Below are 22,157 nucleotides of genomic sequence, written 5' to 3'. Positions count from 1 at the left end.
CTGACCACCTCGGGCTCTCTCTCCGCCGCGCATTCCTTCCTCTCGCCGACCGGCGTCGAGATCGTCTTCGTCCTCGTCGGCCTCGGTGTCGTCGGCGCGGCGCTGCTGACCGTCACCACCAAGCAGCTCGTCCACGCCGCGCTCTGGCTGGTCGTCGCGCTGGGCGGCCTCGCGATCGAGTACCTGCTGCTGACGGCGGAGTTCATCGCCTGGGTCCAGGTGCTGATCTACGTAGGGGCCGTGGTCGTTCTCGTCCTGTTCGGGCTGATGCTGACCCGAGCGCCCATCGGCGTCTCGCCCGACGCCGACTCCGGCAACCGCTGGGTCGCTCTCGGGGTCGCCCTCGTTGCCGCCGCGATCCTGGTCGCCCTCGTCGTCGACGCCTTCCGCGCCACCTGGATCGACCTCGGCACCGTGGCCGGCAGCACCCAGGCCAACGGCGTCACGCTGTTCCGCTACTGGGTGCTGCCCTTCGAAGCGCTCTCCGTCCTGCTGCTGGCCGCCCTCGTCGGGGCCATCGTGCTCTCCCGCCGCCACCGAGAGGAGCGCTGAGCACGGTGCATCTCGTCTATCCGGCCGTCCTCGCGGCCCTGCTGTTCTGTGTCGGGCTCTACGGCGTGCTCGCGCGGCGCAACGCCGTGCTGATGCTGATGTCCGTCGAGCTGATGCTCAACGCCGTCAACCTCAACCTCGTCGCCTTCGACGTCTGGCTGCGCGACACCCTGCACGCGGGCCAGGCGCTGACGCTGTTCACCATCACCGTGGCCGCCGCCGAGATCGGTCTCGGCCTGGCCATCGTGCTGCAGATCTTCCGCAACCGCGGCACCGCCGACGTGGACCGCGTCGGCCGCCTCACCGACGGCGACGAGCAGGAACAGCCTGCGGGAGATCTGCAGCCCCAGGGGAAGGCCGCTGTCGGATGACCCTCACCCTCGCGATCCTCGTTTCGCTGCTGCCGTTCCTCGGCGCGCTCGCCGGACTCGCGGCCGGTCGCCGCGCGCCCGGCCTGGTGCGTCCGCTGGCGGTGCTGCCGACGCTGACCGCCGCCGTCCTCGCGGCGGTGCTCGCCGCCGACCTCGGCACCGGTCGCCAGCTCGACGCCGCCACTCAGCTCACCCCGACCGGCGGCCTGCCGATCGCACTCTCGCTGCACCTGGACGGCATCGCCGTCCTCCTCGGCGTGCTCGTCACCGTCGTCGCGTCCTGCGTGCAGATCTACTCGACCGCGTACCTGCGCGAGGACCCGCGCTACCCCTCCTATGCCGCGCTGGTCTCGCTCTTCACGGCGGCGATGCTGCTGGTCGTCTACTCCGGCGACCTGATCGTGCTGCTGGTCGGCTGGGAAGTGATGGGCATCTGCTCGTACTTCCTGGTCGGCCACCACTGGGAGCGGGCCGACGCCCGGTCCGCCTCGATCAAGGCGTTCCTGGTCACCAAGCTCGGCGACGTCCCCTTCCTCTTCGGCATCTTCGTCCTCGCCGCCGACGCCGGGACCTTCCGGATCAACGGCGTCCTCGGCGCGGCGGCCTCCGGCCACCTGCACCACGCCACGCTCGCCGCGCTGCTGCTGCTCTGCGGCGTGGCCGGCAAGTCCGCGCAGTTCCCGCTGCACACCTGGCTCCCGGACGCGATGGCCGGTCCGACCCCCGTCTCGGCGCTGATCCACGCGGCGACGATGGTGGCCGCCGGCATCTATCTGGTCGCCCGGCTGCTGCCGGTCTTCCTGCTCTCCACGGTCTCGCTCGTGGTCCTCGGCGTGATGGCCGTGATCACCATGATCGGCTCGGGGCTCTGTGCGCTGGCGCAGGACGACATGAAGCGGGTGCTGGCCTACTCGACGATCGGTCAGCTCGGCTACATGGCGGGCGCGCTCGCCGTCGGCGACCGCGATGCCGCGCTCTTCCAGCTGGTGACGCACGGCGCGTTCAAGGCGCTGCTCTTCCTCGCCGCGGGCGTGGTCATCCACGCCGCCCACACCAACTCCCTCACCGCCATGTCCGGGATGGACGGCCTGCGCCGCCGCGTCCCGGACGCCTACGCGACGATGGGCATCGGCCTGCTGGCGCTCGTCGGGCTGCCGCCCTTCTCCGGCTTCTTCAGCAAGGAGTCGGTCCTCACCGCCGCCGAGCACGCCGCGACGGGCGAGGCCCTGACCGGCGGCCTCGGCCCGGCGGGCAACGTCCCGAGCGCGCTCGGCTGGACCGTCCTCGTGGGCGGCCTGGTCACCGCGCTGCTGACGGCCGCCTACGCCGCACGGCTGTGGCTACTCGCCTTCCACCCGCGCGGTGCGCAGGCCGAGCAGGCAGCGCCGTCGCCGGATGCGCCGTCCGCCGAACCGGCGGCCATGCGGTGGACGCTGTGGGTGCTCGCCGTGCCGACCCTCGCGCTCGGCCTGGCCGGGCTCCGGCCCAACTGGCTGCCGGCCTGGCTGGACGGCGTCTCGCTCACCCCCTCGCTGCTCACCGCCGTCCTGGGTACCTGCGTGGCGTTGCTCGGCTTCGGCCTCGCCTACGCAGCCTGGCGCCGCGCGACCGCGACTGCGACCGAGGGCGTCGTCGCCGATCCGGGCCGGGTGCTGCTCGGCCCGCTCTTCGGGGCCGCCCGCGACGGCTTCGGCGTTGACAAGCTCTACGACCGCGTCTTCGTCCGTCCCGTGCTCGCCGCCGCGCAGCTGGTCGCCTTCCTCGACCGCGAGGTCGTCGAGACCTACGTCAAGGGCGCCGCCGGCAGCCCCGGCCTGCTCGGTCGCGCCGTGCGACGCGCCCAGAACGGCAACGCCCAGGGCTACCTGAACGCGCTGTTCGCCGGCGTCGTCGTCCTCGCCGTCCTCGTGGCGGTGGCGCAGTGACCCCCACGCCCGCCGCCTCGGAGGCGACCACCCGATGACCGCCCTGCTCCTCGCCCTCCTCGCGCTGCCGCTGCTCGGCGCCGCCGCCACGCTCGTGCCCGCCCTCGGCGGACGCCGGGCGCTCTGGCTCGGCGTCGCCGTCACCGGCGCGGACCTGGCCGTCGCCGTCGCCCTGGCCGCGGGCTTCGACCTGCACACCCCGGCCCGGATGCAGGGCGTCACCGACGTGGCCTGGATCCCGGCGCTGAACGTGCGCTTCCACCTCGGCGTCGACGGCATCTCGCTGCCGCTGCTGGTGCTGACCGCGCTGCTGACCTTCCTCTGCGCGCTCTACTCGCTCAAGCGCCTGCCCGCGGGCGGCAGCGAGCGCGGCTGGACGGGACTGCTGCTGCTCCTGGCCACCGGCATGCTGGCCACCTTCGCCGTGCTCGACCTGCTGCTCTTCTTCGTGGCGTTCGAGATCGTGCTGGTGCCCATGTACTTCCTGATCGCCCGTTGGGGCGGGGAGAACCGCGGACCGGCCGCCTTCCGGTTCATCCTCTACACGCTGCTCGGCTCCGCCGTCATGCTGCTGGGCCTGCTGCTGCTCGGGCTCAAGGCCGGCACCTTCGACATGAGCGCCCTCGCCACCCGCCACGGCCTCGGGCTCTCCCGCAACACCCAGATCCTCGTCGTCCTCGCCATCGGCCTCGGGCTCTCCGTCAAGGCGCCGATGTGGCCCTTCCACAGTTGGCTCCCGGACGCCCACACGGCCGCGCCCACCGCAGGCTCCGTGCTGCTGGCCGGTGTGCTGCTGAAGATGGGCACCTACGGGTTCGTCCGGGTGCTGCTGCCGAGCACGCCCGAGGGCATGCACGTGCTGGCGCCCTACCTCGGGGCTCTCGCCGTCGTCGGCATTCTCTACGGCTCGCTGGCCTGCCTCGCGCTGGTCCGCCCCGGCGGGAAGGGCGACCTCAAGCGGCTCATCGCGTACTCCTCCGTCGGCCACATGGGCTTCGTGCTGCTCGGCATCGCGACGCTCACGCCCGTCGGGGTCAACGGCGCGCTCTTCGCCAACATCGGCCACGGTCTCATCACCGGCCTGCTCTTCTTCCTGGTCGGCGCCGTCAAGGACCGCTACGGAACCGCCGACCTCGACGCCCTCGCCGGGGCCGGCGCGGACACCGGGGCCGCGCTCTACGGCAGTGCCCCGCGCCTCGGCGGTCTGCTCGCGTTCGGCGCGGTGGCCAGCCTCGGCCTCCCCGGCCTCGCCGGGTTCTGGGGCGAGCTGCTGGCCATGCTCGGCGCCTTCCAGCCTGCGGCCGGTCTCTCCCGGCCGACCTACCTGGTGCTGATGGCGCTGGCCGGTCTCGGCACGCTGCTCACCGCGGCGTACCTGCTCTCCGTCGTCCGCCGGGTCTGCATGGGCGACCCCGCCCAGCCCTCTCCGGCCGTCGCCGCCACCCCCGCCATCGCGGACGTCCACGGCTACGAGGCCGCCGCCTGGACCCCGCTGGTGGCCCTCACCGTGGCGGCCGGGCTCTGGCCCGCGCTGCTGCTGGGGCTGACCACGCCCGCCGTCAAGGCGCTGCTCGGAGGCAGCTGAGCCATGCTGAACATCGCCGTCCCCGCCCCCGGTTCGCTGATCCAGTCGATCGACTGGCTCGCCGTCGCACCGCCGCTGGTGCTCGCCGCACTGGCACTCGTCGTCCTCGTCGCCGACCTCTTCCTGCCGCCGGCCAGGAAGGCGGTGCTCGGCTGGCTCTCCGTGGCCGGCTTCGTCGCCGCGCTCGCGCTGTTGCTGCCGCTGCGCGACGGCCACCGCTCGACCTTCTGCACGAAGACGGGCGCGGTGGGTGACGCGTTGGGCTCGTGCTCGTACGTCGCCGACCACTTCGCGCTGGCCTTCCAACTGCTGGTGCTGGCCGGAGGGCTGCTCGTCGCGCTGCTCTCGCTCTTCTCCGTCGACGAGGACCGCCTGCCCGCCGGGGAGTTCTGGTTCCTGCTGCTCGCCTCGGCCTGCGGCGCGGCACTGCTGCCCGCCTGCCGTGACCTGGCTTCGCTCGTCGTCGCGCTCGAACTCACCTCGCTGCCCGCGTTCGCGCTCGTCGCGCTGCGCCGCGACGGACGCGGCGGGGAGGCCGCGCTGAAGTTCTTCCTGTCGTCGGTGACGGCCACGGCGGTCACCCTGCTGGGCGTCAGTTTCGTCTACGCCGCCACCGGCAGCCTCTACCTTGACCGGATCGCCGTCGCGCTGCCCCACGTCCAGCCCCAGCTGCAGACGCTGGCCGCCGTCGGCACCGTGCTCACGCTGGTCGGCTTCGCCTTCAAGACGGCGGCGGCGCCCTTCCACTTCTGGGTGCCCGACACGTACGCCGGCGCCCCCGTCCCCGTCGCCGCGTATCTCTCCGTGGTCGGAAAGGCTGCCGGACTGGCCGGCCTCGCCGCAATCGCCGTGCTCGGTTTTCACTCGTACGGGCGAGACTGGGGTACCGCGCTTGCCGTACTCGCGGCGCTGACCATGACGATCGGCAATGTCGGCGCGCTGCGCCAGCGCGCCGACGCCCCGCAGAGCGCGGTGAGGCTGCTGGCCTGGTCCTCCGTCGCCCAGGCGGGCTATCTGCTCGTCCCGATCGCGGCGGCGGGCTTCGACCGCGGCGCCGGAGCGGGCGCGATCGGCTCGACGGTGGCCTTCGGGCTCATCTACGGCCTGGTCAACCTCGGCGCCTTCGCCGTGGTGATGCTGGGCGGCACCCGCCTCGACGCCTACCAGGGCCTCTTCGCCCGGCGGCCCGCGGTGGCGCTGGCGATGGCCTTCTTCCTGCTCAACCTGGCCGGCCTGCCGCCGGGAGTGGTGGGGCTGTTCGGCAAGGTCGTGGTCTTCCGCGCGGCGGTGGACGCGGGCCTGGGCTGGCTGGCCGTCATCATGGCGGTGAACGTCGTCGTTGCCCTGTACTACTACCTGACCTGGACGGCGAAGCTCTTCCAGCCCGCCGCGCCGTCGGAGGCCCCGGCCTCGAGCCGCCCGCTCCCCACCGCGCTCACCGTCGCGGTCGCCCTCGCGACCGTCCTCGGCGTGGCCCTGTCGATCGCCCCCCAAGTCGTCCTCCAACTCGCCTCCGGCTCCCTCTTCGGCTAGGGCCTTCCCGGCGAGGTCTGCGGGCGACCGGTCCGGACCTGACCGGGTAGTCGGCGCTCGCCGCAGGCCGCTTCGCCTGTCGCACGGGCCCGGGCTCCGCGCGCCGTCCTCGCGGACCGTCCGGCGCAAGCGGGTTGCGGGCTTTGCCCGAGTTGCGTGCGAGCCCTGCACAGGTGAGAAGGGAACTAGAAAGTCCGTCTCGCCCGTTGAAATATCCGAACGGGCTGTGAAAGACACCCACCGACGCACGTCCCGGAGGGCATCCGTGCACCGCCAGCACAACGGCCTCAAGACGGCCGTACTCCTCGGCGCGATGTCCGCGCTGATCATTGTGATCGGCAGCTTCTGGGGCCGGACCGGGCTCGTCATCGGCCTGGTCATCGCCCTTGCGACGAACGGCTTCGCGTACTGGAACAGCGACAAGCTGGCGCTGCGCTCCATGCGGGCACGTCCGGTCAGTGAGATCGAGGCGCCGGTGATGTACCGGATCGTCCGTGAGCTCTCCACCTCCGCACGGCAGCCCATGCCCCGGCTCTACATCTCCCCGACCGACGCCCCCAACGCCTTCGCCACCGGCCGCAACCCGCGCAACGCCGCGGTCTGCTGCACCCAGGGCATCCTCAACATCCTCGACGAGCGCGAGCTGCGCGGCGTCCTGGGACACGAGCTGTCCCACGTCTACAACCGGGACATCCTGATCTCCTCGGTCGCCGGCGCGCTGGCCTCCGTCGTGATGTTCCTGGTCAACTTCGCCTGGCTGATCCCGATCGGCCGCAGCGACGACGACGAGGGCCCGGGCCTGGTCGGCATGCTGCTGATCATGATTCTCGGCCCGCTCGCGGCGAGCATCATCCAGCTCGCCGTCAGCCGCTCCCGCGAGTACCAGGCCGACGCGTCCGGCGCCCAGCTCACCGGTGACCCGCTGGCGCTCGCCAGCGCCCTGCGCAAGCTGGAGCGCGGCACGCAGCAGCTGCCGCTGCCGGCGAGGCCCGAGCTGGAGACGGCGAGCCACATGATGATCGCCAACCCGTTCCGCGCCGGTTCCGGCGGTGGACTCGCCACCAAGCTGTTCTCGACCCACCCGCCGATGCCGGAACGGATCGCCCGGCTCGAGACGATGGCGGGCTACCAGCCGCAGCGCTAGCCGCGCCGAAGCAGCTCAGCCCAGCCCGAACCAGCTGAGCACCGTCTGGACCAGCAGGATCGTCGACATCGCCGCCACGCCCACCACCACGATCGTCGCCGCGATGCGGAACTTCGGACCGTTCGCCGCCGCGCCGAGCAGACTGCGACGGTTGGTGAGGATCAGCAGGTAGACCAGCACGATCGGAGTGATCAACCCCTGCAGTACCTGCGTGCCGATGAGCAGCTGGATCACGTCGATCGGGGTCAGCGCCACCGCCGCGCCCAGCGCGATCTGCGCGGTGAACAGGCTCAGGAAGAAGGGCGCGTCCCTGAACGAGCGTGAGACCGAGCGCTCCACTCCGGCCGCCTCGCCGATCGCGTAGCTGGCCGACAGCGGCACCACCGCTCCCGCCAGTGCGGATGCGCCGATCAGGCCGATGGCGAAGAGCAGTTCCGCGCTCTGTCCGGCCACCGGCTGCAGCGCCTTGGCCGCGTCCGCCGCCGAGGACAGCGGACCGGTGCCGCCGATCGCGGACGCCGTGGCGATGATGATCGTCAGGCTGATCACGCAGGCGAAGACCGCGCCGATGATCGCGTCGGCGCGGATCAGCGGGTAGTCCTCGGCCCTGGTGCCCCGGTCCACGACACCGGCGGCGGCGTAGAACTGCATGTACGGGCTCACCGTGGTGCCGATCAGCGCGACGGCCAGCAGGATGAAGTCCTTGTCGCCCTGCAGGTGCGGGATCACCAGGTTGTGGCCGACCGTGCCCCAGTGCGGCTTGCCCAGGATCATCGCGATCGGGTAGGCGAAGAAGACCAGCGACATCACCAGGAAGATCCGCTCGGCGTACCGGTAGGAGCCGAACAGAACCAGGGCCCACAGCAGCAGCGCGGCAGGCGGGATGATCGCCCACTTCGGGACACCGAGCAGCTCGAAGGCCGCACCGATGCCCGCGAACTCGGAGACGACCAGGCCGGTGTTGGCCAGCAGGAGGCAGCTCAGCGCCAGCGCGGTGGCCCGCAGGCTGAACTGCTCGCGGATCAGCGCGCCCAGGCCTTTGCCGGTGAACGCGCCGAGCCGGACCGCCATCTCCTGCACCAGCACGAGGGCGACGGTGACCAGCACCATGAAGAAGAGCGTCCCGTAGATGTACTGCGCCCCGGCACTCGCGTAGGTCGCGATCCCGGCCGCGTCGTTCCCCGCGTTCGCCGCGACCAGTCCCGGCCCGGCCACGCCGACCAGCGCGGCGAGTCGGCCCCAGCGGCTCCACCGGGTCACCCGGCCGAGCACCGGCACCCGGGCCAGGCCCCGGGTGAGCCCGCCCCGTGCGACGGCGGGACCGGGAGCGCCTGTCTCCTCGGCGGGGGCGCTGTCGGTGTCCAGACTCACTGCAGGAACCTCCGGAAGTGCAGGCGGCCACGGGCCGGCAGCAGGTAGTCGAGGACGTCGTCGGCCAGGATCCGGCCGAGCGGCCGCTGCTGCTCGTCGACGACCAGCAGCGAGGACGCGCGAGCGGCGACCAGCTGTTCGGCCACCTCGCTGAGCCGCGCGCCGGCCTCCACCGCGTCGTGGCGGCCGAACTGGGCCAGCCAGTCGGCCAGCTCGCCCATCGTGGTGCGGTCGTCGGCCACGGCCACGTCGAAGAGCGGGATGTCCGCGAGCAGCCGACCGTCCGCGCTGACCAGGGCCACGGCGTCGATCTCGGTGCGGTGCTCGGCGGAGGTCGCCAGCTCGGCCCGCAGCTCGGCGACGGTCTGCTCGCGCCGGGCGGTGACCAGACGCGTCGTCATGGAGCCGCCCGCGGTGTCCTCCGGGTAGGCGAGGAGGTCGCGCAGCTGCGCCGCCTCGGCGTCCGGGATCCGGGTGAGCAGCTGCTCGCGCTCGTCGCTGTGCAGGTCGCGCAGGGCGTCGACGGCCTCGTCCGGCTCCATCTCCTCGACCAGCCGGGCGGCGCGCTCGGGCGGGGCCTCGCGGAGCAGGTTCTCGAGCTCGGCCGGCTCCATCTCCTCCAGCGCGTCGGCGGCGTGGCTGGGGTCGAGCATGGCCAGCAGCTGCTGGCGCTCGGAGCGGCCGAGGTCCTCCAGCAGGTCGGCCAGCTCGGACGGGCGGAGCCGGTGCAGGGCCCCGCGCGAGGCGCGCAGCCGGACCTCGGCGGGGCCGTCGGTGGCGTGCTCGGCGAAGGGGGCGACCGTCTGCCAGTCCACCACTCGTTCGGGTGTAGCTCGCGCCTGCCAGCGGCGCGGGCCGAGTCGGCGCAGTAGGGTGGGCAAGCTGACATCGACTCCGACCAGCAGCACCCGGCCGCCGACGGGCGCGAGGTAGAGGTCGGCGGCCCGGTTCACCTGCACGCCGTCGACGTCGACGAGTTGATGGTCCAGCACGTCGCGCCCGAGCAGCACCTCGCCGGGGCGGCGGACGAATTCACTGAGATCCATGCGCGCGCTGCGCAGCTGCACCCGGTCGCCGGAGATCTGGCCGATGGCTGAGGCGGTGAGGAACGAGCGGCGCCGGCCCACGCGGACGACGAGCCCGGTCACGGGCGGGTAGGTCTCGTTGCCGTAGAGCCGGGCCACGACGTCGACCACGCGGCCGACCTCGTCGCCCAGCGGGTTGAGCACGGGCCGGCCAGTCAGTCCGGCGAGCGAGACGAGCGCCTCGCGCACCGAGCGCAAGGCGGTGGCCTGGCGTACCAGCTGCACGCGGCGGCCGCGCAGCTTGGCCGTCGTGGACATCAGCACGGTGTTGGACGTGTCGGACGTCATGCGGAAACACCCCCTAGACCCGCGAGACGCGGGAGCAGGGCAGCACGCGACCGGCAACCTTGGGCTGAGGAGAGGCGCGTTGTGGGGGAACGCGCCTAGCGCAGGGCGGCCGACCTCGTGCGGCGGGAGAATGCGAAGGACGAGGCGAGGCTGGGGTAGGGCTGACTATGGCCCGGACTACTGTCCATGGCTCGCCTCCTTCCGGTCGGTGACGCCTTGACGTCCTGGCGTCGCTACGACTCGGCAAGGAGCGGCCGGCACCTCAAAGGAAAGAGGTGTCCCGGACGCCTCACCGAACTGAGGTGCCGCTGACAACCTGGCGGATTCTACCCGTGTGGACGAGGACCACGCCATCAGTCCAGCTCCACGGCCCCGAGGCGGCTTCGTGCTGTCCGTGGCAGACTCCGAAGGTAGGAACGAACGTAAGGACTCAGGGAGAGAGACGGGACTCACGCGTGAAGCTCATCAACTTCGTCCTCAACGTGGTCTGGCTGGTGTTCTGCGGCTTCTGGATGGCGGTCGCCTACGCGGTCGCCGGGCTCATCTGCTTCGTCCTGATCATCACGATCCCGTGGGCCATCGCCTCCTTCAGGATCGCGGGCTACGTGCTGTGGCCCTTCGGCCGCACGACGCGCGAGCGCACCGACGCGGGCGCGGCCTCCTGCGCGGGCAATGTGGTCTGGCTGATCGTCGCGGGCTGGTGGCTGGCCCTGGGCCACCTGGTGACCAGCATCGCGCTCGCGGTGACGATCATCGGCCTGCCCTTCGCCTGGGCCAACCTCAAGATGATCCCGATCTCGCTCATGCCGCTGGGACGCGAGATCGTCTCCACCGACGACCGCTTCGCAGGCTGGTGACGTCCGCACGCGTCCGTCTGTTCAGTCGCCGACGGCTTCCCGAAGCCGGCGGAACTCCGCGGCGATCGCGTCCAGGGTGTAGTGGGCATTGAGTCCGCTGGGGTTGGGCAGCACCCACACCTCCGTCGCCTCCGTACCGCTACTGCCCAGCCCCTCCGACTGCCGCCCGACCACGGCCTTCGACCGACCGAAGGCCGTCCGGTACGCCCCGATGCCGAGAACGGCCAAAGCCCGAGGCCGCCACCGCTCCACGCGCTCGACCAGCGCCTTGCCGCCGTCCCGGTATTCCTCGGCGGTCAGCTCGTCCGCCTGGGCGGTGGTCCGGGCCACGACGTTGGTGATGCCGAGCCCCAGCGCGAGCAGTTCTCCCTGCTGCTCCGGCAGCAACCGACGCGGCGTGAACCCGCTGCGGTGGAGCGCCGGCCAGAACCGGTTCCCCGGCCGCGCGAAGTGATGTCCCGTCGCCCCGGACCACAGCCCCGGGTTGATCCCGCAGAACAACACCCGCAGGTCCGGCCCGATCACGTCGTCGATCGTGCGGTCCTGTGCGGCGGCGAGCTGTTCGGGTGTCGGCTTCACCCGCAAAGTCTCGCACCGCCTCAGTGCGTCCCCGCAGCGGCGTCCTGCTGTACCCGGACGATGGCCTTGCCGATGGTGACTCCCCGCATCATGTCGAGGAAGGCGTCGACGATCCGATCGAAGCCGTCCACGACGGTCTCCGCGGGCACCAGCGCCCCGGACTGCAGCAGCGGCACCGCGAATGCCTCCAGCTCGGCCCTCGCGTCCAGGTGCTCGCGCACCAGGAAGCCTTCGAGGCGCAAGCTCTTGCCGACGATGTCGTAGAGGTTGAACGGCGCGGCCGGCGGCCGGTCGGCGCTGTCGTACTGGGCCACCGCGCCGCACCAGGCGATCCGGCCGTGGTCGCGGAGCCGGGAGATCGCTCCTTCCAGGTGGGCGCCGCCCACATTGTCGAAGTACACGTCGATCCCGTCCGGCGCGGCCTTGGCCAGCAGCTCGCCCACCGACCCGTCGTGGTAGTCGAAACCGGCGTCGAAGCCGAGCTCCTCGGTCAGCAGCTGAGCCTTCTCCGGGGAGCCGGTGCTGCCGACGATCCGACCCGCACCGAGGTGACGGGCGAGCTGTCCCGCTGCGGAGCCGACCCCGCCGGCCGCCGAGGAGATGAAGATGTCCTCGCCCGGCTTGAGCCGCGCCACCCGGGTGAGTCCGACCCACGCGCTCAACCCCGTTCCGCCCAGCACGCTGAGGTGCGCGCTCAGCGGCACCCCCGCGTACGCGGGCAGCACTCGGACCTCCTCCGGCCGGACCAGTGCGTGGGTGCGCCAGGCCATGCGGTGGAAGACCAGGTCCCCGACAGCGAGCCCGGGTGTCGTGGAGTCCACCACCCGTCCGATCGAGCGGCCCTCCAGGGGCGCGTTCAGCGCCCAGGCGCCGTCCATCGCCTCGCGCATGTAGGGATCGACGGAGAGGTAGAGATTCTCGACGAGCGCGGTCCCGGCGAGGACGGTCGGCAGCGGCTCCGTGACGAAGGCGAAGTCCGCTGCGACGGCTGCGCCGCGAGGGCGGGCGATCACCTGGACGAGACGATTGACGGTGGGGGTGAAGGTGGCGGTCATGGTCCGACCGTAGAAACCAGGGCCGGCGGCTGGTACTCCTCGGTGTTCATGGATCCCCGTGATCCATGAACACCTTTCATGGGAAACGTCTCCTCGCGACTACGCTTCCTGTCATGGCCGATCTCGCACCGCAAGAACTGCGCGTCCTCGTCGCGGTCGCCCGCGCCGGCAGCTTCACGGCCGCCGCCGAGCAGCTGGGCAGCACGCAGTCCGCGGTGTCGCACACGGTCCGCACGGTTGAACGGAAGCTGGGTGCCGTCCTCTTCACCCGTGGTCGGCTGGGCGCTGCGCCGACCCCGGCGGGCGAACGTGCGGCCGCCCACGCCCGGCGGATCCTGCGGCTCATGGACACCCTCGCGATCGAGACCCGCGAGGCGGCGCGCGGTTCCGAAGAGATCGCCGGCCCGCTCCGGATCGCGGCTTTCCGCAGTGCCGCGACCCATCTGCTGCCGCCCGTCCTGCTGCGACTGAGCAAGCGTCACCCGGCGCTCGAGCCCCAGGTGGTGATCGTCCGAGAACTGGGCCGAGGCACGGCGGGTGAGGTTGCCGACGGCCGCGCCGACCTCGGCATCGCCACCCTCGACCCCTCCGCGACCACCCTGCCCGGCGTGACGGCCACCCCGCTCTTCCGAGAGCCCTACGCTCTCGTCTACCCGGAGGGAGCGACGGACCCCAAGGCCCTTCCGCTGGTCGACTGGGTCGAGAACTGCGGTTCCTGCACGCGCGACTGGTGGCGCGCCCAGGACTGGATCCCCTGTGCCCGGCTCTCGGCCGAGGATGACGTCTTCGCCCTCTCCCTGGTCGCCGAGGGGCTCGGCATGTCGATCATGCCTTGGCTCTCCCTCACCGACCTGCCCCCGAAGGTGGCACGCACCGACCTCGGCGCGCTCCCCCCGACCCGCGACGTCGGCTACGTCACCACCCCGGAACTCGCCCGCACCAGCGCGCTCCGCGCCCTCATCCGCGAGCTCCGCTCCACTCCCCTCCCGGCCGGCCTCCTGCCGGCCCGCCCCGCCGTCGGCCCGCACGGCTGACCGTGCGACACACGAGGGCCGCAGCGGGGGAGGCGTGCCTCTCCCACTGCGGCCCTCGTCGCGATGGTCCGTTCCGGCGACTAGCGGTAGTTCACGTACTGCACGAGCACCGCGCTGACCTGCAAGGGTGCGGAAATCATGGCGCTGACCTGCGAAAACTCCCTTCGGTGGTTTTCGCTGGTCAGCGCCGTTTTCATGTGCCGAGTGCCCTGTGAGTGCCCTGAGGCGGCCTCTTCGACGGTGCGTTTGAGTGACTCGCGGCTGCTCGCCATCCATTGCACGAGGAGCCCGTCGAGGCAGCGCCGCGACGCGGGGCTTCAGATGTTGACCGGCTTGTCAGTGTCCACCCCTAGCATGGGTGTTGTCTGCATCGGCACTGGAAGGGGGGCCATGGCAAAGGTTCTCGGGACGAAGAGGACTGAGCGGGCGGGCGTGAATGAGTTTCGGTCCTTAATGGAATCCGCTGGCCACATCGTGCAGGAAATCGATGGCGGCAATGACTACGGCGAGGACTGTTATCTGAGCTTCACTGAGCGAGGCGAGCGTACTGGTGACATCGTCTCGGTTCAGGTCAAGAGTGGGCTGAAATACCGTCGGGCTGTTGGCTATGGAATCCCATGTCGGGGGCATGTCGAAGATTGGTCGCGCAGCCGGATTCCCGTAATTGGAGTGGTCTTCGATCCGGAGATCGGCAAGCTCTATTGGGTCAACATGACGGCGTACCTCCTCGATGAGATTGCCCGGGGGAGGCGTCCGCGATCTATCCCTCTGCAAGAGAACTCAGTTCTGGATCGCCAGACTGTATCTTCCGTGGTTGGTTCCATTCGGCGATTTATTGCCCGGGATGATGGACCAAGGTCGAGTGGTCCTGGCGGGGTCCGGCGCGTCGCAAGGGCGATCCGGCGGTACAACAACCGTCATGCGAACGATGTCGAGAAGATGTGGGAGAGTGAGCGCCCTCTTCCTGAAGCTGTGGCTCAGGTTGAGTTCTATGACAGGCATCCGAACTTCCTCGCCAATGCCGCGAAGTACCTAACCATGCTGGTGATGGGTGTCAGTCTTGCCATGACTGGGCCGGGGCTGCGTGAGGCGGCCCAGAAGAACCACCAAATGGGCTGGATGTGGTTGCTGTGCTTCTATGGGACAATCGCCTATTTGCTCAGGCTTGGCTGGAAGGACTCTAATAGGCGAAGGGCTGCGACCCTGCGAATTGGAGCGTACTTCCTCTTTTTCTCTGGGTGGTACATCGCGTTTGGCGGATCTAGATTCTGGCCGGTGAATCAGACCTACGAGTCAATCTTCGTTGACGAGATGCCAACCATTGCTCAGGTTGCCGTCTTCCAGATCGGGGGCAGCTACGTGCTTCGGGAGATTGCGAGGCGCCGTCGGCTGAGGGCTCTGCACGGCCATGAAGCCTCTGAATGACTTGCGTGGTGCTTCCTGATCGGCCGTGCCCGGCCTGGGCTGCAACCTGATCGGCTCGCGAGAGCTCGCGAGCAGGTAAGGTCACGCCGCGTTCGGGTCGGATCGGCCCTCACGCTCAGCCAACTGAACCTCGCAAGCCACGGCCGTCAAGGCCGGGGAGCCGGCGTCGGGTGTCTGTGAGTGCGTGGGCTCACGCGGCTATGTCGACCCAGCGGCGGCACACACTCGCGATGGTGACGAGACTCTGGTACTCGACGTCCTGACTGTCGGGCACCGGCTGCTGATCAGTAAGGCGCTTGTCCAGCCACTCGATGATCCCCTCGCGGAGGCCGGCGGGAACCACGGGCGTGCCCCAGAGGTGGTATCCGGTCTGGACGGGCGTCCGGAGAGCGGCTTCAAGGTCTTTGACTGCTTTCCGCGCCGCAGGGACGGAGGCGGGCGAATCGAGCGCCGCGAGGGTCGCTTGGACCTGCGTCACGCGGTCGACCGTCAGGGTGCAGACCTTCCGCATGCGCTGGTGCACCTTGAAGATGAAGGCTGCGGTCGCCACGATGACACCGGCTGGCCAGGTGAAGGGCACATGTTGTCCGGTCGCGTGCACGATCGCCCCGGTGATGACCATGACGCCGAACGCGAATACGGGCATGAAGCCCGCGTGAATGAGCCCCGCGCGACGCAGCCGCCACAGGAGTTGCCGTTCAGTGACGACGGTCATGTTGGGCTCGGTCAGTGACGCCGCGGAGCGCATGGTCAAGGCGAGGCCAAATGCCAAGGTGCCGGCGTAGTACCGCTGGCCTGCGGCCCCGGTAAGGATGAGGCAGACGCCCACTGCAAGGATGAAGGCGATGTAGACCCACCCGGGGAGACGATCGTTCAGCCGCCGCGTTGTTGCGGTCCACCAGGCGGGGACGGTGAAGAGGAGGACGGTCCCCTGCGCAACGAAGATTACCGAGCCGATGCAGTCCATCACTCGGAGAAGTGGTTCTCCGTGGCTGTAGATGGCACTCAAGGGTCCTGCGACGCTGACGAAGTAGAGCGCGGTGCCCGCAGTGCGTTCGCGGCGTGTGCCGCGCAGCCGGAACGAGCTCCGGCCCGCCCACTTCATCCTCGCAAGTGCTGTCACCCGCATTGAGATCCCCCGATTTTGGCCACCCACTTTGGCCAGTCCCACTGATCGTTGCTCCCAGTTGTGCCGCGCCCGAGTCTTCGACGAGGGGCTCTGATGCCGTGCGGTGGCCAGACGGGTTCCTGTGGCGTCATCGCTTCCCTGATGTGCCGACTCAGAGCCGCCCGACGATGACCCCACCCAAGCAGGTGATCTTGAATGCGTTATGGTTCCCAATTTCGTTGATCGCGAGCTCCCTCGCGTGCGCGAGGGTCGCGTCAAAGGGCACACCCAGTTGATCTGCCCAGGCTTCATATGAGGCCAGGTGGGCGATTGCGGGTGCCGGGTCGGTGAGTTCGATGATTCCTGGCAGCTCGATGACGTGTACATCGGAAAGGTGCTCGCTCAGAAGGGCCGGGGCCTTCTCTAGAGAGAAGCGGGAACTAAGCGAGACACGGGACGGGCCCTCCGCCGCCCCTAGGACTTCGGCGGCGGCCTGACGCCACAGTCGGTCGAGTTCCTGCTTGTCGGTGTCGCTGTTGGTGGACGCGATCACGAGTCCGCCGGGCTTGAGCACACGGGCCAACTCACCGATCGCGGCCGGGATGTCCGGGACGTGGTAGAGCATGTGCATCGCCAGGACGGCGTCCACGGAGGCGTCGGCGAGGGGGAGCGCCTGAGCATCGGCGACCACGGCCGGGCCAGGTACGTCAGCGAGGATTCCGGCGGAGATGTCCATCCCGATGACCTGGAGGTCAGGGCGGTCGTGGTGGAGGCGTGTGACGAACTTCCCGTTGCCGCAGCCGACGTCCAGGACGGTTCCCGCGACCCCAGCGAGTTGCTCGACGACGATGCCGGGCAGGTCGTAGCGGGGCTGCTGCCACTGGTAGATCGACTGTCGTGCGGCGAGGTGCCGTTCGTCGGCGTAGGCGCTGGTGGCCAGGCGGGTCTTGTCGGTGACTGCGGCGTCCTGCTGTGCGGTGTTGCTCGTCACGTGCTTGGCTCCGAGGTGGTCGTGAGGACGGGGCGAGAGCAGGCTTCCTGGACATTCTCACGGAGGCTCAGGAGGGCGGGCGAGCCTGCGTAGGGCTGCGATGCGAGGCTTCGGTTCAGGGCCTGGAGGCGCTTGGCGATGCTGGCGGTGAGGCGTTCTGGTCGCGCCTGCATTACGACGTTGAGTGCGTCCTGGGCGCCGTCGGTGTCTCGGCTGGCGAGGTGCGCGTTCGCGAGGTCGAGGTGGGCGGCGAGTAGGTCACCGGAGGACTGGTCGGCTTCCGGGGCCGCTTGGTAGAGAGCGATGGCCAGATGCGATGCGCTGATCGCTTGGGGCACCCAGCGCGTGTTGCCGAGGGCGAGCAGGGCGGTGCCGGCGTACGCCCACTGCTTGGCCTCGGGGAAGGTGAAGACGCCGGGGAGATCCACGCCGGTCGTGCCGGTGCGGGCCTCGGCGGCGGACTCGATGGCGCGGAGGGTTCCGGCCTGGCCGCCGCTGGCGGCGCAGGCGCGCGCTTCGAGGCTGAGGAGGCGGGCTCCCATGGTGCCGCCGTCGCTGTACGGCATGCCTGCTCGGGCGAGCTCAGCGGCCTGGGCGTAGTCACGCTGCCAGTAGGCGATGAGGGACTGGATGGAGCGGACCCAGGCGCGCAGTCCGTTGTGGCCGGCGTGCTCAGCGCAGAGCCAGGAGGTGCGGGCGTGGGTGGCGGCGACGGCGTAGTGGCCGAGGTCGAGGGCGATGTGGGTGGCGAGCCCGCTGAGTCGGCCTGCTGCGAGGTAGAGCCGGATCGTCTGCTGGGGGTGTTGGCGGCCCTGGAGGAGGTCGAAGACGCCGCGTCGCATGGAGCTGATCTCGTGGATCAAGTCGGGGACCGGCCTGCTGACGTACTCCACGGCCAGGCGGGCGATGTCCGCCTCCAGCTGCTCCAGCAGGATCTCGTCGACGTTGGTGGTGCTCGCGAACCGCAGGAACAGGGCCGACTCGGCGGAGTCGGTGGCGATGGCGGCGACCATGTCCCGTGGGCTCGCCGGTCGCTGCGCTTGGGGTAACTGCACCGGCACGATCTCGGGCCGGGCACCGGTTGGTCCGTCCAATCTGTCGAGCAAGTCGGCGAGTTGATCGACCGTGATGCCGAACACTCCGGCCAACTTGGGGCGCATCCACGGCTGGGGCGCGGCATGGCCGCTCTCCCACCGCCCCACGGTCGTTCGGTCGACCTCCATCGCCTCGGCCAGCGACTCCTGGGTGTGCCCGACCGCCTTTCGGCGCTCGATGAGCCTGGGCCTCCTGGTCGCCATGCACGTCCTCCTCGGCGAGCTGGATTCGCCTGGAGCGCGACGTCCCAGCTCAGCGGTCGGTTTGCAGCACGGATGCGTCCTGTGCGCATCAATTCTGCCGTGGTTCGGCGCGCTTGAGAGCGGTTTGGTGGAGACACCCGGGAGCGCCCGGGGCGAGAGAAGGCCGGCGGAAGTCGGTGCACGCTCCTCCTCGAAAGGCCAGCCATGTCCGTTCTTGCCCCTCCGCCGAGCCAGCTCGGTCCGGGCTTCCGCGTGGAGCCCGCCGCAGACGCGGTGTCCGCTGCACGCCGGACGATCTCGGACCTGGTGATCGGGCAGGAGTTGCCGCTGACCGATGCCGCCCGCCGAGACGTGGCCCTGCTCTCGGCAGAGGTCATCACCAACGCCGCTCGGCACACGGGTGCGGCCTGCGCGGTCCTGGTCCTGTGGACCGGGGAGCGCCTGCGCGTCGTGGTCACCGACACCGACCCCGAACTGCCCACGCCGAGGGGACTCGACCCGACGGAGCCGCACGGGCGCGGACTGCTCCTTGTGGCCGCCCTCGCCGCCGCCTGGGGAGCCGAACCCGACCCCGCTGGCAAGCGGGTCTGGTTCGAGGTCGGCCCAGACTCCCGCCTCGATGGCGAGGAACGGCTCACCGCCCTCGTGCGCGTGGCCGCGCCGATGGCCGCCGACTTCACCCCGAAAGGCAGCACCTGACCCCCAGCTCCTGGCCCGATCGCGACGCGGGCCAGGGAACGGAGCCCGGGCCTGGGCTCCCGCACCACCGCGGTGGCTCCCGGTTTCACGCTCCCCCGCGACGGGACCCGCCGCACACAACCCGATGGACCAGGCAACCGGCCCGGTCCGCACTGTCACGCAGGAGGTCTGCGATGCACGAGCACCTCACCAGCGCCACCGAGTTGGAGAACGACGGCCTGCTCATCGCCCGCACCCGGGTCGCCGCCGTCCGCTCGCGGGCCGAGCAGCCGTCCGACGGCGGCTCCACCGGCGTCAGCGACAGCAACGACTGACGGCTGATCCCATGACCACCGAGCCCTTCTCGGTGGCCCAGCGCCTGGGCGGGGACGACTTCCTCGCCCAGGCGTTCGGCCGCACCTACCTGGTCGCGCGCGGCGATGCCGCGTCCGTCGCCGGGCTGATCAGCTGGGACGATCTGAACTCGATCCTGGCCCGGCACCGGCTTGAAGCCCCACGGTTCCGCCTCGCCGCTGACGGCGAACCCGTCCCCACCCACCGCTACACCCGGCCCGTCGTCACCCGCCGCAGCACCGTCTGGCAGCGCCTCCAGCCCGACGCCCTGCACGAGCAACTCGCCGCCGGAGCAACGCTGGTGCTCGACGCCGTCGACGAGCTCCACTCCGGCTTGCACCACCTTGCCGCCCAGCTGGAGCGCTGGCTGCGCACTTCCTGCCAGATCAACCTCTACGCCTCCTGGACCGGGACCGAGGGCTTCGGCACCCACTGGGACGACCACGACGTGGTCGTCGTCCAGCTCGACGGCGCCAAGCGCTGGCGCCTGTACGGTCCCACCCGCAACGCACCCATGCACCGCGACGTCGAGGCACCCGAACCGCCCCCGAGCGAGCCCGTGGCGGACCTGGTCCTGGCCGCCGGCGACGTGCTCTACCTGCCGCGAGGCTGGTGGCACGCGGTTGCCGCGTCCGAGGGCCAGCACTCCCTCCACGTCACTTGCGGACTGCAGTCCCACAGCGGCGCGGACCTGATCAACTGGTTGTCGGAGACCCTGCGCGCACATGAGGGCATCCGCGCCGAGGTGCCATTCCTGGCTGGCTACGACGAGCAACGCACCTTCGTCGAGGAGCTGCGCAAGCTCCTCCTGGAGGAGCTGGAGAGCCCCGACCTCGTCGCCCGCTTCGCGGCGTCCCGCGACGCGACCGAGGCTGCGCGGCTCGCGCCCTCCCTGCCGTTCGTCAACGGCGTGCCGCCCCAGCCGGACCTGCTGGTCCGCCTGTTGCCGTCGCGTCCGGCCCTGTCCGCGGACAGAGACGGGAACGTCCACCTGGTCGCCGGGGGAGAGGACTGGACGTTCGCTGCCCCCGTGCTGCCGCTCCTGGAGCAGCTCGCCGACGGCCGACAGCACCGCCTCGCCCTCCTGGCCGCCCGCGCGGGCCTCACCCTCGCCCAGACGGCCGGGGTCGTCGCCGAACTGGTCAACGGGAACGCCGCCGCCCTCGGGGGCAACCTGTGAGAACCCGTATGGGGCTGGGCACCTACCGCTGCCCCGACGTCCGCCGGGCCGCCGCGATGGCGGCGCGGTGCGGCGCCGACTGGCTCGACACCGCCCCCAACTACTCTGCAGGCCATGCCGAGGCAGCCCTCGCCCCTGTCCTGGCTCGCCACTCCCGAGTTCGAGTCTCCACCAAGGTCGGCTTCATCGCCGAGGCCGACAGGGCCGCCGCCGTCGCGGCTGGCGTCCTGACCCAGGCCGAAGCCGCCGAAGGCCACAGCCTCAAGCCGGAGTACCTGTGCTGGCAGATCGCGCGCAGCTGCCGTCGGCTCGGCCGGATGCCCGACCTCGTCTTCCTCCACAACCCCGAGCACCACTGCTTGCCCGAGCACGTCAACGAGCTGCTGTACACGGCGTTCACCGTGCTGGAGGAAGCCTGCGCCGACGGACAACTGCGTGCCTACGGCGTCGCCACCTGGAGCGGGTTCAGCAGCGGCCTGTTCGACATCCCCACCCTCTTGGGTGCCGCTTTCCGCGCCGGAGGAGCCGACCACCGCCTTCGCGCCGTCCAACTCCCGCTCTCCATCGTGCGCCTCGCCCCGATCGCTCAGGCGCTCGAAGGAAGCGGTGTCCTCGCTGACGCCCGCGCTGCGGGCCTGGCCGTCTTTGCTTCCGCGCCGCTGCACGGCGGCCAGGTCCCCGAGCTGTTCACCCCGGAACTGATCGACCTGATCGCGCCGGGAAGCAGCCCGGCCCAGGCTGCGCTCGCCGTAGTCGGGTCCGCGCCGGGCGTGCGCCGGGTACTCATCAGCACCGGCAGCCAGGAACACTGGCACCAGGCCGTAACCGCGCTCGACGGCCCTGTGTTGAGCAGGGACCAACTCCAGAGGATCACAGATGTACTCGGAACCTGACCCCGCCACTGCCGACCGCATGCGCAAAGCCCATGTCAACGCCGCGCGCACCTTCAGGGCCTGTGTCGTCGGCGAGGGCGATTCATGGGGCTGGCGCGGACGCACCCTCAGCAGGCGCGTCACCACCGAGGACGGCGAGCGCTGGCTCCGCCTCGTCTCGGCATCGGCCGACAAGGCCGGCGGCAAGCTCTGGGAAGGCCCCACCCAGGCAGAACTGGCCATGCCCGCGAGCGTCCCTCGCCCGCGACTTCGCGCCTCCTCCACCTGGACGGACGCCGAGGATGCCTACCTGGCCGAGCTCTACGACGTCGTCACGGACACGACGATCACCACGGACGGTCCCGTTCTGCGCTCGACTCCGCGCCTCTCGGGAGAGTGGTGGCTTGGGTTGGTGATCGCGCTCGACGCGGTCGGCGAGGTCCCCACCACCCGAGTCGCGCTGCGCCAGGAGTACCTGGAGCGGGCCATGCCGGAGCACCTGGGCTTCACGCCCAGCCAGGACGGAGTCGCCTGGGTCGCCGCTCACGGTGACCTGCACTGGGCCAACCTCACCGCTCCAGAGCTACACATGCTCGACTGGGAGGGGTGGGGCCTGGCGCCGGCGGGCTACGACGCAGCCATGCTCCACACCTACAGCCTCCTCGTCCCCGACGTCGCGGCGGCCGTCCGGCACCACCTCTCCGACCAGCTCGACACGCCCTCGGGTCGCTTCGCCGAACTCGCGGTGATCACCCAGCTCCTGCAGACCAACAGCCGAGGTGACAATCTCGACCTCGCCGAGCCCCTCCGGGCCCGGCTGGCGATCCTGCGAGAAGCAGAAGACGCCGCGCTGGGGTAGCCGGGTCGGCCCC

The 22,157-nt window shown here is 70.5% G+C and carries 22 protein-coding genes; 14 read left to right on the top strand and 8 right to left on the bottom strand.

What is annotated here, in order from left to right:
* From ABIA32_RS07800 to htpX, 6 genes are all read left to right on the top strand, one after another.
* The gene (locus tag ABIA32_RS07800; protein WP_370093166.1) at positions 1-552 is read left to right on the top strand and encodes an NADH-quinone oxidoreductase subunit J; all 552 of its coding nucleotides are present in this window, start codon (positions 1-3) and stop codon (positions 550-552) included.
* A 5-nt stretch (positions 553-557) separates the two neighbouring features.
* Positions 558-923, top strand: a complete 366-nt coding sequence (gene nuoK / locus ABIA32_RS07795) for an NADH-quinone oxidoreductase subunit NuoK (protein ID WP_370093141.1) — start codon at positions 558-560, stop codon at positions 921-923.
* Positions 920-2,848: an NADH-quinone oxidoreductase subunit L gene (locus ABIA32_RS07790; RefSeq protein ID WP_370093140.1), complete on the top strand. Its 1,929-nt coding sequence runs from the start codon at positions 920-922 to the stop codon at positions 2,846-2,848. Before nuoK ends, ABIA32_RS07790 begins: the two co-directional genes overlap by 4 nt.
* Positions 2,849-2,882: 34 nt before the next feature.
* Positions 2,883-4,433, top strand: a complete 1,551-nt coding sequence (locus ABIA32_RS07785; RefSeq protein WP_370093139.1) for a NuoM family protein — start codon at positions 2,883-2,885, stop codon at positions 4,431-4,433.
* A 3-nt stretch (positions 4,434-4,436) separates the two neighbouring features.
* Positions 4,437-5,966: an NADH-quinone oxidoreductase subunit N gene (locus tag ABIA32_RS07780; RefSeq protein ID WP_370093138.1), complete on the top strand. Its 1,530-nt coding sequence runs from the start codon at positions 4,437-4,439 to the stop codon at positions 5,964-5,966.
* A 265-nt stretch (positions 5,967-6,231) separates the two neighbouring features.
* Positions 6,232-7,110 carry a zinc metalloprotease HtpX gene (htpX, locus tag ABIA32_RS07775; RefSeq protein ID WP_370093136.1) on the top strand — a complete coding sequence of 293 codons (879 nt, stop codon included), beginning with the start codon at positions 6,232-6,234 and terminating at the stop codon, positions 7,108-7,110.
* Between the two features lie 15 nt (positions 7,111-7,125).
* Here the strand turns inward: htpX and ABIA32_RS07770 are convergent, their stop codons facing one another.
* Complete coding sequence (locus ABIA32_RS07770) at positions 7,126-8,481, bottom strand: NRAMP family divalent metal transporter (protein ID WP_370093134.1); 1,356 nt, start codon at positions 8,479-8,481, stop codon at positions 7,126-7,128.
* A complete protein-coding gene (locus tag ABIA32_RS07765) occupies positions 8,478-9,854 on the bottom strand; it encodes a magnesium transporter MgtE N-terminal domain-containing protein (RefSeq protein ID WP_370093132.1) in 1,377 nt (458 codons plus the stop codon). Before ABIA32_RS07765 ends, ABIA32_RS07770 begins: the two co-directional genes overlap by 4 nt.
* Before the next feature lie 455 nt (positions 9,855-10,309).
* Between ABIA32_RS07765 and ABIA32_RS07760 the strand changes: the two genes are divergently transcribed.
* Positions 10,310-10,711 carry a YccF domain-containing protein gene (locus ABIA32_RS07760; RefSeq protein ID WP_370093130.1) on the top strand — a complete coding sequence of 134 codons (402 nt, stop codon included), beginning with the start codon at positions 10,310-10,312 and terminating at the stop codon, positions 10,709-10,711.
* A 21-nt stretch (positions 10,712-10,732) separates the two neighbouring features.
* Here ABIA32_RS07760 and mug read toward each other — a convergent pair whose 3' ends face one another.
* Together mug and ABIA32_RS07750 are read right to left on the bottom strand one after the other, a co-directional pair.
* Complete coding sequence (gene mug / locus ABIA32_RS07755) at positions 10,733-11,290, bottom strand: G/U mismatch-specific DNA glycosylase (protein WP_370093128.1); 558 nt, start codon at positions 11,288-11,290, stop codon at positions 10,733-10,735.
* 20 nt (positions 11,291-11,310) lie between these two features.
* Positions 11,311-12,345, bottom strand: a complete 1,035-nt coding sequence (locus ABIA32_RS07750) for a zinc-binding dehydrogenase (protein ID WP_370093126.1) — start codon at positions 12,343-12,345, stop codon at positions 11,311-11,313.
* A 113-nt stretch (positions 12,346-12,458) separates the two neighbouring features.
* Here ABIA32_RS07750 and ABIA32_RS07745 point away from each other — a divergent pair, with 113 nt between their 5' ends.
* Positions 12,459-13,379: a LysR family transcriptional regulator gene (locus ABIA32_RS07745; RefSeq protein ID WP_370093123.1), complete on the top strand. Its 921-nt coding sequence runs from the start codon at positions 12,459-12,461 to the stop codon at positions 13,377-13,379.
* 80 nt (positions 13,380-13,459) lie between these two features.
* Here the strand turns inward: ABIA32_RS07745 and ABIA32_RS07740 are convergent, their stop codons facing one another.
* Entirely contained in the window at positions 13,460-13,651 is a 192-nt protein-coding gene (locus tag ABIA32_RS07740; RefSeq protein ID WP_370093121.1) for a hypothetical protein, read from the bottom strand.
* Between the two features lie 118 nt (positions 13,652-13,769).
* On the opposite strand from ABIA32_RS07740, the gene ABIA32_RS07735 reads away from it, so the two are divergent.
* On the top strand, positions 13,770-14,804 hold the full coding sequence (locus ABIA32_RS07735; protein ID WP_370093119.1) for a DUF4365 domain-containing protein: 1,035 nt from the start codon (positions 13,770-13,772) through the stop codon (positions 14,802-14,804).
* A gap of 190 nt (positions 14,805-14,994) precedes the next feature.
* On the opposite strand, the gene ABIA32_RS07730 is transcribed toward ABIA32_RS07735, so the two are convergent.
* The 3 genes from ABIA32_RS07730 to ABIA32_RS07720 form a co-directional block, all read right to left on the bottom strand.
* On the bottom strand, positions 14,995-15,927 hold the full coding sequence (locus ABIA32_RS07730) for a hypothetical protein (protein ID WP_370093117.1): 933 nt from the start codon (positions 15,925-15,927) through the stop codon (positions 14,995-14,997).
* Positions 15,928-16,084: 157 nt separating this feature from the next.
* Positions 16,085-16,903, bottom strand: a complete 819-nt coding sequence (locus ABIA32_RS07725; protein WP_370093115.1) for a class I SAM-dependent methyltransferase — start codon at positions 16,901-16,903, stop codon at positions 16,085-16,087.
* Positions 16,900-18,201, bottom strand: a complete 1,302-nt coding sequence (locus ABIA32_RS07720) for a helix-turn-helix transcriptional regulator (protein WP_370093113.1) — start codon at positions 18,199-18,201, stop codon at positions 16,900-16,902. Before ABIA32_RS07720 ends, ABIA32_RS07725 begins: the two co-directional genes overlap by 4 nt.
* A 204-nt stretch (positions 18,202-18,405) precedes the next feature.
* Here ABIA32_RS07720 and ABIA32_RS07715 point away from each other — a divergent pair, with 204 nt between their 5' ends.
* The 5 genes from ABIA32_RS07715 to ABIA32_RS07695 all read left to right on the top strand — a co-directional run bounded on the left by ABIA32_RS07715 (position 18,406) and on the right by ABIA32_RS07695 (position 22,144).
* The gene (locus ABIA32_RS07715; RefSeq protein ID WP_370093111.1) at positions 18,406-18,900 is read left to right on the top strand and encodes an ATP-binding protein; all 495 of its coding nucleotides are present in this window, start codon (positions 18,406-18,408) and stop codon (positions 18,898-18,900) included.
* Positions 18,901-19,073: 173 nt separating this feature from the next.
* On the top strand, positions 19,074-19,214 hold the full coding sequence (locus tag ABIA32_RS07710) for a hypothetical protein (RefSeq protein ID WP_370093109.1): 141 nt from the start codon (positions 19,074-19,076) through the stop codon (positions 19,212-19,214).
* Between the two features lie 11 nt (positions 19,215-19,225).
* Positions 19,226-20,413, top strand: coding sequence for a cupin domain-containing protein (locus ABIA32_RS07705; protein ID WP_370093107.1), 1,188 nt, complete (start codon positions 19,226-19,228; stop codon positions 20,411-20,413).
* Positions 20,410-21,306 (top strand): aldo/keto reductase, encoded by an 897-nt coding sequence (locus ABIA32_RS07700; RefSeq protein ID WP_370093105.1) that lies wholly within the window; start codon positions 20,410-20,412, stop codon positions 21,304-21,306. The genes ABIA32_RS07705 and ABIA32_RS07700 overlap by 4 nt, the downstream gene beginning before the upstream one ends.
* Positions 21,290-22,144: a hypothetical protein gene (locus tag ABIA32_RS07695; RefSeq protein ID WP_370093103.1), complete on the top strand. Its 855-nt coding sequence runs from the start codon at positions 21,290-21,292 to the stop codon at positions 22,142-22,144. Before ABIA32_RS07700 ends, ABIA32_RS07695 begins: the two co-directional genes overlap by 17 nt.
* The last annotated feature ends 13 nt before the right edge of the window (positions 22,145-22,157 follow it).

Origin of the sequence: Streptacidiphilus sp. MAP12-20, assembly GCF_041262525.1 — a bacterium.
Lineage (GTDB): Bacteria > Actinomycetota > Actinomycetes > Streptomycetales > Streptomycetaceae > Streptacidiphilus.
Note: the sequence above shows the minus strand (reverse complement) of the source record. Positions and strands in the feature narration are given on the sequence as shown.